This is a genomic window from Thioalkalivibrio sp. AKL9, assembly GCF_000377825.1.
Lineage (GTDB): Bacteria > Pseudomonadota > Gammaproteobacteria > Ectothiorhodospirales > Ectothiorhodospiraceae > Thioalkalivibrio > Thioalkalivibrio versutus.
Window position 1 is genome coordinate 19,329 of the sequence record NZ_KB905114.1, and the last position, 11,427, is coordinate 30,755.

The 11,427-nt window shown below is 67.0% G+C and carries 13 protein-coding genes; 10 read left to right on the forward strand and 3 right to left on the reverse strand.

Going from position 1 to position 11,427, the window contains the following annotated elements; translation table 11 throughout:
* The first annotated feature begins 6 nt into the window (after nucleotides 1-6).
* From thiS to trmB, 3 genes are read left to right on the forward strand one after another with little or no spacing between them, the layout of a single operon-like run.
* Nucleotides 7-213: a sulfur carrier protein ThiS gene (thiS, locus tag D573_RS0111075; RefSeq protein ID WP_018175889.1), complete on the forward strand. Its 207-nt coding sequence runs from the start codon at nucleotides 7-9 to the stop codon at nucleotides 211-213.
* Nucleotides 214-261: 48 nt separating this feature from the next.
* Nucleotides 262-1,065 carry a thiazole synthase gene (locus tag D573_RS0111080; protein WP_018168745.1) on the forward strand — a complete coding sequence of 268 codons (804 nt, stop codon included), beginning with the start codon at nucleotides 262-264 and terminating at the stop codon, nucleotides 1,063-1,065.
* A 2-nt stretch (nucleotides 1,066-1,067) separates the two neighbouring features.
* Complete coding sequence (gene trmB, locus D573_RS0111085; RefSeq protein WP_018938664.1) at nucleotides 1,068-1,796, forward strand: tRNA (guanosine(46)-N7)-methyltransferase TrmB; 729 nt, start codon at nucleotides 1,068-1,070, stop codon at nucleotides 1,794-1,796.
* Between the two features lie 27 nt (nucleotides 1,797-1,823).
* On the opposite strand, the gene D573_RS0111090 is transcribed toward trmB, so the two are convergent.
* Nucleotides 1,824-2,672: a universal stress protein gene (locus D573_RS0111090; protein ID WP_018938663.1), complete on the reverse strand. Its 849-nt coding sequence runs from the start codon at nucleotides 2,670-2,672 to the stop codon at nucleotides 1,824-1,826.
* A 267-nt stretch (nucleotides 2,673-2,939) separates the two neighbouring features.
* Between D573_RS0111090 and D573_RS0111095 the strand changes: the two genes are divergently transcribed.
* From D573_RS0111095 to D573_RS0111125, 7 genes are all read left to right on the forward strand, one after another.
* Nucleotides 2,940-4,778 (forward strand): SLC13 family permease, encoded by a 1,839-nt coding sequence (locus D573_RS0111095; RefSeq protein ID WP_018144894.1) that lies wholly within the window; start codon nucleotides 2,940-2,942, stop codon nucleotides 4,776-4,778.
* Between the two features lie 46 nt (nucleotides 4,779-4,824).
* Nucleotides 4,825-5,715: a phosphoribulokinase gene (locus tag D573_RS0111100; protein ID WP_018144895.1), complete on the forward strand. Its 891-nt coding sequence runs from the start codon at nucleotides 4,825-4,827 to the stop codon at nucleotides 5,713-5,715.
* 108 nt (nucleotides 5,716-5,823) lie between these two features.
* Entirely contained in the window at nucleotides 5,824-6,282 is a 459-nt protein-coding gene (locus tag D573_RS0111105; RefSeq protein WP_018144896.1) for a hypothetical protein, read from the forward strand.
* The gene (locus tag D573_RS0111110) at nucleotides 6,279-7,409 is read left to right on the forward strand and encodes an FIST C-terminal domain-containing protein (protein ID WP_018938662.1); all 1,131 of its coding nucleotides are present in this window, start codon (nucleotides 6,279-6,281) and stop codon (nucleotides 7,407-7,409) included. Before D573_RS0111105 ends, D573_RS0111110 begins: the two co-directional genes overlap by 4 nt.
* A gap of 30 nt (nucleotides 7,410-7,439) precedes the next feature.
* Nucleotides 7,440-8,474 (forward strand): NADP(H)-dependent aldo-keto reductase, encoded by a 1,035-nt coding sequence (locus D573_RS0111115; RefSeq protein ID WP_018938661.1) that lies wholly within the window; start codon nucleotides 7,440-7,442, stop codon nucleotides 8,472-8,474.
* 10 nt (nucleotides 8,475-8,484) lie between these two features.
* Complete coding sequence (locus D573_RS0111120) at nucleotides 8,485-9,267, forward strand: TatD family hydrolase (protein WP_018938660.1); 783 nt, start codon at nucleotides 8,485-8,487, stop codon at nucleotides 9,265-9,267.
* Complete coding sequence (locus D573_RS0111125; RefSeq protein ID WP_018649586.1) at nucleotides 9,264-10,010, forward strand: ThiF family adenylyltransferase; 747 nt, start codon at nucleotides 9,264-9,266, stop codon at nucleotides 10,008-10,010. The genes D573_RS0111120 and D573_RS0111125 overlap by 4 nt, the downstream gene beginning before the upstream one ends.
* A gap of 24 nt (nucleotides 10,011-10,034) precedes the next feature.
* Here D573_RS0111125 and D573_RS0111130 read toward each other — a convergent pair whose 3' ends face one another.
* Entirely contained in the window at nucleotides 10,035-10,676 is a 642-nt protein-coding gene (locus tag D573_RS0111130) for a hypothetical protein (protein ID WP_018938659.1), read from the reverse strand.
* Nucleotides 10,666-11,421 carry a 1-acyl-sn-glycerol-3-phosphate acyltransferase gene (locus D573_RS0111135; protein ID WP_018938658.1) on the reverse strand — a complete coding sequence of 252 codons (756 nt, stop codon included), beginning with the start codon at nucleotides 11,419-11,421 and terminating at the stop codon, nucleotides 10,666-10,668. Before D573_RS0111135 ends, D573_RS0111130 begins: the two co-directional genes overlap by 11 nt.
* Nucleotides 11,422-11,427 lie beyond the last annotated feature (6 nt).

Here is an 11,427-nt window from a genome sequence, read left to right on the forward strand (position 1 = left end):
AGAACCATGCAGATTCAGCTGAACGGCGAACCCTTTGAACTCCCCGATGATCGCGAGGCCACCCTGGCCGCGCTGATCGAGGCACGCGGCCTTGGCGGCCGCCGTCTGGCGGTGGAGGTGAACGAAGAGCTGGTCCCGCGCAGCGAGCACGCGGCCCATCCCCTGAAACCCGGGGATCGCGTGGAGATCGTGCAGGCAATCGGGGGCGGCTAGATTGCCCAGCCGCCCGGCCTGCGACCACTTTTCAACGAAGGAATGACCATGACCGAATCGGCCGCGTCCGCCGACGACCTGTTCCGCGTAGGCACGCGCGAGTTCACCTCCCGCCTGCTCGTTGGGACCGGCAAGTACCGCGATCTCGACCAGACCCGCGACGCCATCGAGGCGAGCGGCGCGGAGATCGTGACCGTCGCCATCCGCCGCACCAACATCGGCCAGAACCCGGACGAACCCAACCTGCTGGACGTGATCTCGCCGGAGCGCTACACGCTGCTGCCGAATACTGCCGGCTGCTTCAATGCCGAGGATGCGATCCGCACCTGCCGCCTGGCACGCGAGCTGCTCGACGGCCACAACCTGGTGAAGCTGGAGGTCCTGGGCGACGAGAAGACCCTGTACCCGGACGTCTTCGAGACCGTGAAGGCCGCCGAGACGCTGGTGGCCGAAGGCTTCGACGTGATGGTCTACACCACCGACGACCCGCTGCTGGCGAAGCGCCTGGAAGACATCGGCTGCCTGGCGATCATGCCGCTGGCCGCGCCGATCGGCTCGGGCCTGGGGATCCAGAACCGCTACAACATCCGCGAGATCGTGGAGAACGCCTCGGTTCCGGTGCTGGTGGATGCCGGAGTCGGCACCGCCTCGGACGCCGCGATCGCAATGGAGCTGGGCTGCGACGGCGTGCTGATGAACACCGCCATCGCCGCGGCCGACGACCCGGTGCTGATGGCCTCGGCGATGCGCCACGCGATCATCGGTGGGCGCCAGGCCTTTCGCGCCGGGCGCATGGCGCCGCGGCGCTACGCCTCGGCCTCCTCGCCGCAGACCGGCCTGTTCTTCAGCTGAGCATGAGCGACCACGCCAACGCCGAGACGGACGACAAGCCGTTCTACCGCCGTATCCGCAGCTTCGTGCGCCGCGAGGGCCGGCTGACGCCGGGCCAGCAGCGGGCCCTGGACGACCTGTTACCGCGCTTTGGCCTGCAGCTACCGGAACCCGCGGCACCGCTGGACCTGACTTCCGTTTTCGGGCGCACGGCACCCGTGACGCTGGAGATCGGCTTCGGGGACGGCGAGAGCCTGGCCGAGCAGGCGGAAAACCAGCCGGAACGCGACTTCATCGGTACCGAGGTGCACCGGCCGGGGGTCGGGCATCTGCTGCGCGAGGTGGAGCAGCGCGGCCTGACCAATGTGCGCGTCAGCGACGTCGATGCGGTGGAACTGCTGGAGCACTACCTGACGCCCGCCAGCCTGGACTGCGTGCAGGTGTTCTTCCCCGACCCTTGGCACAAGAAGCGCCACCACAAGCGGCGCCTGATCCAGCCGGCGTTCGTGCGCCACCTGGCGACGCGCATCCGGCCGGGCGGGCGGCTGCATCTGGCGACCGACTGGGCCGAATACGCCGAACACATAATGGTGGTGCTGGAGGAATGCCGGCCATGGTTCGTGCCGGATGGTCCGATCCCGGCTCCCGGCCGGCCGCCGGAGCGCCCGGTGACCAAGTTCGAACGGCGCGGGGAGCAACGCGGCCACAAGGTCGCCGATCTGCTCTACCGGCGCACCGACGAACCCGCCTGATGATACCCGGCGCGATGCCGGGTCGGATCAGACGTTCTTGACCACCAGGACCGGGCAGTCAGCCCCGCCAATCACGCGCTCGGACACGCTGCCCATCAGGAGGCGCTTGAGCCCGGTACGCCCGTGGCTGCCGACCACCACCAGATCGCGATGGTCGCGCGCAGCGACCTCCAGCAGGGTGACCTCGGGGCGCCCCTCCTCGAAGGTCGCATCGGCCTCCAGCCCCTTCTCGCGGGCCTCGCCCTGCAGACGCTGGATGGCCTGGACACCCTCCTGACGCCGCTCCTCGTTCTGCCCCGGGACCGCCACCGACACGATCGTGATCGGAAGCTTGCAATAGCCGGCCAGCTCGATTGCGGCGCGCGCGGCCTGGTCCCCAAGGTCGGAGCCGTCGGTCCCCACTAGAAGCCCGCGATGCGGCGCCTGGGCGCCGCGCGGGACGATCATCACGTTGCAGGGTGCGAGCCCCACGACCTTGCGCGTGGCGTCCCCCACCATCAGGCGCGAGAGGTCACCGCGATCGCGTCGGCCGATGACGATCAGCCCGGCCTTGAACTCCTCGGCAATGGCAACGATCTCCTGGTGCCGGTCGACCCCGTGGCGCAGGATCATGGAGGCATCGATGCCCACCTCGCGGGCGCGCTTTTCCAGCGCGTCCAGATCGGTCTGGCCGGCAACGCTCGCCTCGTGGCTGCGCGGCGGAGACAACGCATCGTGCTGGGTATCGGTGCGGATAATCCGTGCGACGATCAGGCGCGCACCACAGCGCTGCGCCAGATCCAGCGCCACATTCTCGGCGGATTCGCTGAATTCGGAGCCATCCGTCGCCAGGACGATGGTCTCGAAACGGCACATCGGGGCATCGGATTCGGACATGCTGGGGTCTCCACCTGGACTTTTTTCCAAGCATAACCGACATGCCGGCAAACGCCAGCACTCGGGGCCGCGCCGACCGAACCGCCAACCCGACGCCGGCGCATTTTTTGCGTCCGTGCCCGCGGGATGAAATAATCCCGCGCTTTCAAGGGAAAGGCGGAACCTGTTTCCTCCGACCCGCCTCGGCGCCTGCGCCCGGCGCGAGTCCCCTTTTTCGGCTTCTGGCCACGCGCCGTCCGGCGCGGGTCCTCAGGACACGACTGGAACATGGAAAACCTTACGCTGACCACCGAGATGATCGTGGTGCTTGCGCTGCTCGCGTTCACGATCTTCCTGTTTGTCTCCGAGATCATCCGGGTCGACCTGGCGGCGATCTCGGTGATGGTCCTGCTCGGCCTGCTGACTCTGGTGCCCGGACTCGGGATGCTGGTCGGCCAGGAAGAGCTGTTCAGCGGCTTCGCCTCCAATGCGGTGATCTCGATCATCGCGGTGATGATTATCGGCGCCGGCCTGGACAAGACCGGCGTGATGCACAAGGTGGCGGCGTTCATCATGCGCGTGGGTGGCACCACCGAAAAAAGCATCATCCCGACCGTCTCCGGAACCGTCGGCGTAATCTCCAGCTTCATGCAGAACATCGGCGCAGCCGCGCTGTTCATGCCGGTGATGAGCCGCATCTCCAATCGCCTGAACATCCCGCTGTCGCGCCTGCTGATGCCGATGGGCTTCGCCGCGATCGTCGGCGGCACCATCACCCTGGTCGGGTCCAGCCCGCTGATCCTGCTGAACGACCTGCTGCCGTCGGACATGGAACCGTTCCAGCTGTTCGACGTGACCCCGATCGGCCTGGCCCTGCTGGCCACCGCCATCGTCTACTTCGTGCTGCTGGGCCGCTTCGTACTGCCGTCGGTCAAGAGCAAGGCCACCCAGCGCGAAAGTGCACAGGACTACTTCCAGCGCGTGTACGGCCTGTCCTACGAGATCCATGAGCTGTTCGTCCCGGAGAACGACCCGATGGTTGGGCGCACGGTGGCCGAGATTGAGCGCGAGACCGGGATCGCGATCGTCGGCACCTACATGCGCGACGAGCTGCGCATGGCACCGTGGACCGGCTACGAGATCCAGGCCAACTCGCACCTGGCCGTGCTGGCCAGCCCGTCACGCATGGAAAAGCTGTGCGAGGGCACGCGCAAGCGTCCCAGCACCCATCTCGACGTGTTCGCCAACGCCCTGGACAGTGGGCGTTCCGGCGTCGCCGAGGTCGCCATCGCGCCGGGCTCGAACCTCGCCGGCAAGACGGTCACCGAACTGGCGATGCGCCAGACCTACGGCCTGTCGGTGATGCGCATCCAGCGCGGCAACGAGACCTACGGCGAGGGGCTACGCGACATCCCCCTGGAACCGGGCGATATCCTGGTGGTGCACTGCACCTGGGAATCGCTGGCCCGGCTGGAGCAGGACCGCGATTTCGTGGTGATCACGTCGGACTATCCGCGCGAGGAACTGGTACCGTCCAAGGTGCCGCATGCGCTGTTCTTCCTGGCGCTGACCGTGGGCCTGATCGTGTTCACCGACCTGATGCTCTCGGTCGCACTGCTGACCGGCGCACTGGGCATGATCCTGACCGGCGTCATCAGCCTCGACAACGCCTATCGCGCCGTCAGCTGGAAGACCGTCTTCCTGCTGGCGTCACTGATCCCGCTAGGCATGGCGGTGGAGAACACCGGAACCGCCGCCTGGATCGCGCAGAACACGCTGGAGATGCTGGGGACCGTACCGCCCTGGGTGCTGCAGGCGACGATCTTCGCCCTGGCCACGTTCTTTACCCTGGTCATGTCCAACGTCGGCGCGACCGTGCTGCTGGTGCCGCTGGCGATCAACTTCGCGATCGCCGCGCAGGCCGCGGGCATGGATGCCGACCCGCGCGTGTTCGCGCTGACCGTGGCGATCGCCACCTCGAATTCCTTCCTGATCCCGACCCACCAGGTGAACGCCCTGATCATGGGTCCCGGCGGCTATCGGGTGAAGGACTTCATGAAGGCGGGCGGCATCATGACCATCCTGTTCGCCGTGGTCGCCATGTTCATGCTCAACCTGATTTTCTAGTCTGTTAAACGCAACCTTTAGCAACCCGTTTGCAAGGAGAAATCCCATGTCCCAGAAGCATCCCGTGATTGCGGTGACCGGTTCCTCGGGTGCCGGCACCTCCACCGTCAAGCGCTCCTTCGAGTCCATCTTCCGTCGCGAGCAGATCAGCCCGGTTGTGATCGAGGGCGACAGCTTCCATCGCTATGACCGCAAGGCAATGAAGGAGGCGATGCAGAAGGCCGCCGCCGACGGCAACGATCACTTCTCGCACTTCGGCCCCGAAGCCAACCTGTTCGATCGCATCGAGGGGCTGTTCAAGACCTACGGCGAGACCGGCCAGGGCGAGAAGCGCTACTACCTGCACTCCGACGAAGAGGCCGCCGAGCACAACGAGCGCCTTGGCACCAACCTTGGACCGGGCGAGTTCACCCCCTGGGAAGAGATCCAGCCGGGCACCGATCTGATGTTCTACGAAGGCCTGCACGGCCTGGTCGTGAATGGCGAAGTGGACGCCGCGCAGCACGTGGACCTGGGTATCGGCGTGGTGCCGATCGTGAACCTCGAGTGGATCCAGAAGATCTTCCGCGACAACGCCGAGCGCGGCTATTCCGCCGAGGCGATCGTCGACACGATCCTGCGCCGCATGCCGGACTACGTGAACTACATCACCCCGCAGTTCGGCTACACCGACATCAACTTCCAGCGCGTGCCGACGGTGGACACCTCCAACCCGTTCATCGCCCGCGCGGTGCCGACCCCGGACGAGTCGATGGTGGTGATCAGCTTCAAGGATCCGGCGAAGCTCGGCATCGACTTCCCGTACCTGCAGAACATGATCCCGGACTCCTTCATGTCCGATCCCAAGACCCTGGTGGTCCCGGGCGGCAAGATGAGCTTCGCGATGGAGGTCATTCTGGCCCCGATCATCCACGAGATGCTGTCGCGTCGCGGCTGATCCGCAAGCCCAAGAGAAGTTCCCAAGCCCCGCTCCGGCGGGGCTTTTTTCGTTCAAGGCCGGGCATTCCGCTAGGATTCGGGATTTAACCAACAGGACGGAGTTGGCGTGATCGGACTCTTCGGGCCACGGCCGGCCCAACAGATGGAGCGCTTTCGCAGCCGTTACGACGGACGCTCGCTGATCGTGCACCAGGGTTTCAACGGAGACTGGCTGGAGGAGCTCATCAAGCAGCCGGGCGGCGGGGGCCACTTCCGCATGGACAGCCGACCGCTGCCGCGGCGGCGCCCCACCCCGGTGGAATGGCTGGTGCAGACCTACATCCTGCCGCTGGAGCTCCCTCAGCCACTGTTTCTGGACGTACGCGAGGACGCCATCCTCGTGCGCCACCTGACGCGCGGGCAGCATGCCGTGCACCCCTCCGAGATCGCCTGGTTTCTGGAGGAACTGGACACTCGCCACCACGCCCGCCTGGTCTTCGCGGAAGACGGCGGCCTGCACGTGCACACCGGCCTGCCGGTCGACGACAACGAGGCCCTCAGCATGCTGGAGCATCTCGGTTTATGACCACACCCTTTCGCAGCGCCACCGCCCGCGGCGACGAGCCCGGGGCCCTGGCCACCACCCTGATCGCCGAGCTCGGCGAACAGCCGGTGCGTGGCGATGATGAGGTACGCGTCGGCTTCATCTATCTCTCCGACCCCCTGAGCCGCCACGCCCGCAGCCTACTGAAACACCTGCGCGAAGGCCTCGGGATCGATCACTTCGTCGGCGGCATGGCCATGGCAATCATCGGCCCGCGCGACGAGCTCTACGAGCAGCCCGGTGTGACCCTGATGATCGGCGAGTTCCCGGCATCCAGTGTTCGGGTCATCTACCATCCGGTACGTCGCTTCGAGGATCTGGTACAGGAACTGGACGGCTTCCTCGACCCGCAGACCCCGGGGCGTCTGATCCTGAATGCCGACCCCCAAACGGAGGGCCTGGAAGACATACTGACGGAGATCGGCGAGCAGACCGCCTGGTTCGCCACCGGGGGTGTCAACTCCGGCGAGCCCGGCGTGGTACAGATCGCCGACGGGGTCTCCGCCTCGGGCATCACCGGCCTGGCGCTGCGCGACGATGTCGCCATCGCCGCGCGCCACAGCCAGGGCTGCACACCGCTGCCCGGCCAGCACGAGCTGACCGAGACCTGGCGCAACATCATTGTGCGTCTGGACGGGCAGCAGGCGCTGCCGGCATTCAAGGGCATCATCGGCGATGTCCTGTCGCGCGATCTGGAACGCGCGCTGGGCTACATCCTGGTCGGCTTTCCCATCGCCGGCTCGGATACCGGCGACTATCGCGTGCGCAACATCATCGGGGTGGACCTGGACCAGGAGGTCCTCGCGATCGGCGAGATGCTGGAACCGGGGTCGCAGATCCTGTTCGTGCGCCGCGACGGCCAGGCCGCCCGCGACGACCTGGAACGCATGCTGGAACAGGTGCGCGCCCAGGCACCCAACGGTATTCGCGGGGCGCTCTACGTCTCCTGTGTCGGGCGCGGACGCCACCAGTTCGGGCAGGAAGGCGCGGAGTTGGCTATCGTGCAAAAGGGGCTGGGGGACGTACCCCTGGTCGGCTTCTTCGCCAATGGCGAGATCTTCGCCAACCGCCTGTACGGCTACACCGGGGTCCTGACCCTGTTCACCTGAAACGCACTCCACCACACCCCGGGAGAAGGCATGCAGTACCGCAAGCTGGGACGTACCGATATCGAAGTCAGCCTGATCGGCCTGGGCACCATGACCTGGGGCGAGCAGAACACCGAGGCCGAGGCGCACGAGCAGCTCGACTACGCGCTGGGGCAGGGCGTGAACTTCATCGACGCCGCCGAGATGTATCCGGTGCCGCCGCGCGAAGACACCCAGGGTCTGACCGAGACCTACATTGGCAACTGGCTGGCGCAGCGCCAGAATCGCGAACAGGTTGTGCTGGCCAGCAAGGTCGCCGGCCCCGGCATGATCGACTACCTGCGCGGCGGCCCCCAGCTGAACCGCGAACACATCGAGCAGGCCCTGAGCGACAGTCTCAAGCGGCTGCAGACCGACTATGTGGACCTCTACCAGGTCCACTGGCCGGCGCGCGCGACCAACTTCTTCGGCCAGCTCGGTTACAGCCACCAGCCCGACGATAACGCCACGCCGATCGAGGAGACCGCCGCCGCCCTGAAGGCCATGGTCGACAGCGGCCGGGTGCGGACCATCGGCATCTCCAACGAGACCCCGTGGGGCTTCATGGAATGGATCCGCGCACATGACCGCGGCCTGTCCGAGCGCATTGTCTCCATCCAGAACCCATACAACCTGCTCAACCGCAGTTTCGAGGCGGGCCTGGCCGAGATGGCCATCCGCGAGGACGCCGGCCTCCTGGCCTACTCGCCGCTGGCCTTCGGCATGCTCTCCGGCAAGTACCTGGATGGCGCCAAGCCGGCAGGTGCCCGCCTGACCCTGTTCGAGCGCTTCCAGCGCTACAGCAACGAATCCGGCCTGGCCGCGACCGCCGAGTACGCCAGGCTCGCCGCCGAACATGGGCTGACGCCAACCCAGCTGGCACTGGCCTTCGTCAACCAGCAACCGTTCGTGACCAGCAACCTGGTCGGCGCGACCACCATGGAACAGCTGCGCGAGAACATCGCCACCGTCGACATCACCCTGTCCGACGCCGTGCTGGAAGCCATCGAGGCGATCCACGCCCGCTATACCTACCCCTGTCCGTAGGTCGGATCCGTTGCACCTGATCGATACGCACGTCCACCTGGACCTCGACGCGTTCGATCCGGACCGCCCGGCGGTGCTGGACCGGGCCCGCGCCGCCGGCGTGCAGGAACTGGTCCTGCCCGGCGTCACGCGTGCCCGCTGGCCGGATCTGGACGCCCTGCACCGGCACTACGATGGTCTGCATGTCGCCTACGGTCTGCACCCAATCTTCCTGCAGGACCATGCGGATGACGACCTCGACGCGCTGGAGCCCTGGCTGGACGCGCACCCGGAGACCGTCGCCGTCGGCGAGATCGGACTGGACGGCTACCACCAGGAGCTCGACTGGGACCGTCAGTGGCGGTTCTATACGCGGCAACTGGCCATCGCCCGGGAACGCGAGCTGCCGGTGATCATCCACAGCCGACGCGCGCTCGACGAGGTCCTGAAGGGCCTGCGCCAGTACCCCGGCATCAGCGGCATCCTGCATGCCTTCATCGGGAGTCCGCAGCAGGCTCGGCAGGCGGCGGATCTCGGCTTTGCACTCGGGATCGGCGGACCCGTGACCTACGAGCGCGCAAAGAAACTGCACCGCGTGGTGCGCGACGCACCGCTGCAGGCGCTGGTGGTGGAGACGGACGCCCCGGACCAACCGCTGGCCGGACACCAGGGCGAGCGCAACGAACCGGCCATGACCGCCGAGGTCAACCGCCAGCTCGCGGCCCTGCGAGACATGGATCCGGCCGAGATGGCTATAATCACGTCACAAAACGCACGCCGGGTCCTCCGGCTCCCGACCGGTTCCGCTGCATGAGCTCGCCCGCCGACGCCCCGCACAATCCCTTTACCGAACGCACGGATCTGCTGCTGGGGCATGACGTCACCGCGCGCCTGCGCGATCGGCATGTCTTCATCGCCGGACTGGGCGGTGTGGGCAGCTACGCGGCCGAGGCGATCGCGCGGGCCGGGGTCGGACGCATGACCCTGGCCGATCACGACGTGGTCGGGGCCTCCAACCTGAACCGCCAGCTCGTCGCGCTGCGCTCCACCGTGGACCGGCCCAAGACCGAGATCATGGCGAACCGCATCCGCGACATCGATCCCGACATCGAGGTCATCATTCGCCAGGACTTCCTCCAGCCCGACACCATCGGCGACCTGGTCCCCGAGGATGCCGACTTCGTGCTGGACGCGATCGACTCCATTGTCTGCAAGGCCGCGCTGGTCGCGACCGCCCAGGCCCGCGGGCAGGCCGTGATCTCGAGCATGGGCGCAGGTGGGCGCATCGACCCGACGGCCGTGCGCGTGGGGCCGCTGACCGAGACCCGCGTGTGCCCACTCGCGCGGCAGATGCGCAAGCGGCTGCGGCGCCTGGGCGCGCACCTGGACTACCCCGTGGTGTTTTCCATCGAGCAGCCGCGCAAGGGCACCGAACACCGCCCGGTCGGCGACGGCGGGCGCCCGCGCTCGGTCAACGGCACCATCTCCTACCTGCCCGCGATCTTCGGCCTGACCGCCGCTGGCCACGTGATCCAGACCCTGATCACCCGCGCCTGACCACGCCCAGGACGGGCGAGCCGGCTATTCCTCGAAGATGGCCTCGATGCGGGCCTGGATGTGCTGGTCAGCGTCCGGGCCGAACTGCGTAGTGGCGGGATCAAAGCGGTCGCAGAAGGCGTAGGCAAACTTCAGGTCTTTCACTCCGAGGGCACCGAACAGGCGTGCCTCGAAGGAATGATCCTCAGGGTTCTGGATCAGCGTGGGCCAGCCGTCCGCGCCCGGGGCCAGGGCAGGGCCGAAGAAGACCACGCCGGGCAGATTCTTCAGGCGCAGTGCACAGGTGCCATCGGTTACGCCGGCCATCGGGAGGAAGTCGATGGTGCGCGACAGGCGCTGCTTGCGGTTGAAGGCGATGTCGATCTCGCCCCCCGCCGCGCGGATCGCCGGGGCCTCGGCCTCGAACGTGAGGGTCTCCAGCCCCGCAGCGCGCCAGGCATCCAGATCCTGCGCCCCATGCCGGCTGGGCAGGAACAGGTACGCGGGCTTGCTGATGGCCCGGATCGCCTCCAGGAGCGACTCGGAATAGATCGGCGCGTTCACCAGGATGCCACCGAGCTCGAGGTCGTCGATCAGCCACACGGCCGGTTCCGAATCGCCGATCCGGTAGATGGTCCGGTCACGCAGTTCGACCAGTGGGGCACTGATCACGGGTTCACTGGCCATCGGGCTTCTCCGTCGACAGGGTGGCGGGGCGAGGTTCGATCTCGGTCATGGTGGTCTCGATCCAGCTCTCGGCCGCGGACAGCACCTCGACCGGCTTGCGACCGGCGGTCTCGATTGGGGCCCCGATCACTACCTCGACGGTGCCGGGATAGCGCCGCAGGCCCTTTTTCGGCCAGAAGCTCCCGCTGTTCAGCGCCACCGGCAGGACCGGGTAGCCGGTGCGCACTGCGAGCATCGCGCCACCCTGACGGTAGCGCCCGTGTTCGCCCGGGGCCACGCGTGTGCCCTCGGGGAACACGATCACCCAGCGGCCCTGGTCCAGGCGCTGCTTGCCTTCGGCCACCAGGTTCTCCAGGGCCTGGCGTCCGCCCTCGCGATCAATCGGTACCGGATCGAGCATGGACAACGTCCAGCCGAACAGGGGGATCCGCATCAGTTCACGCTTGAGCACCCAGGTCTGCATGGGAAAGATCGCGACGAAGGCCACCGTCTCCCAGGCCGACTGGTGCTTGGACAGCACCACATGCGGGCGCGAGGGGTCGATATGCTCGCGCCCGTGCACCCGGTAATCGATGCCGCAACTGACACGCAGCCACCAGACGTTGAACCGGCCCCACAGGGTCAGGACACGGTAGCGGACGGGGCGGGAAAACGGCCAGATCAGCGGCGGTACCAGCAGCCCGAAGACCAGGATGGAGCCAACGAGCCCCAGCTGGAACAGCAGACCTCGGATCAGGGGCAGCATCGCCCG

Coding starts and splice junctions, on each gene's coding strand:
- D573_RS0111135 (WP_018938658.1), bottom strand. CDS start 11,421: ATGCTGCCCCTGATCCGAGGTCTGCTGTTCCAGCTGGGGCTCGTTGGC.
- D573_RS0111130 (WP_018938659.1), bottom strand. CDS start 10,676: ATGGCCAGTGAACCCGTGATCAGTGCCCCACTGGTCGAACTGCGTGAC.
- thiS (WP_018175889.1), top strand. CDS start 7: ATGCAGATTCAGCTGAACGGCGAACCCTTTGAACTCCCCGATGATCGC.
- D573_RS0111095 (WP_018144894.1), top strand. CDS start 2,940: ATGGAAAACCTTACGCTGACCACCGAGATGATCGTGGTGCTTGCGCTG.
- D573_RS0111110 (WP_018938662.1), top strand. CDS start 6,279: ATGACCACACCCTTTCGCAGCGCCACCGCCCGCGGCGACGAGCCCGGG.
- D573_RS0111090 (WP_018938663.1), bottom strand. CDS start 2,672: ATGTCCGAATCCGATGCCCCGATGTGCCGTTTCGAGACCATCGTCCTG.
- trmB (WP_018938664.1), top strand. CDS start 1,068: ATGAGCGACCACGCCAACGCCGAGACGGACGACAAGCCGTTCTACCGC.
- D573_RS0111080 (WP_018168745.1), top strand. CDS start 262: ATGACCGAATCGGCCGCGTCCGCCGACGACCTGTTCCGCGTAGGCACG.
- D573_RS0111125 (WP_018649586.1), top strand. CDS start 9,264: ATGAGCTCGCCCGCCGACGCCCCGCACAATCCCTTTACCGAACGCACG.
- D573_RS0111115 (WP_018938661.1), top strand. CDS start 7,440: ATGCAGTACCGCAAGCTGGGACGTACCGATATCGAAGTCAGCCTGATC.
- D573_RS0111100 (WP_018144895.1), top strand. CDS start 4,825: ATGTCCCAGAAGCATCCCGTGATTGCGGTGACCGGTTCCTCGGGTGCC.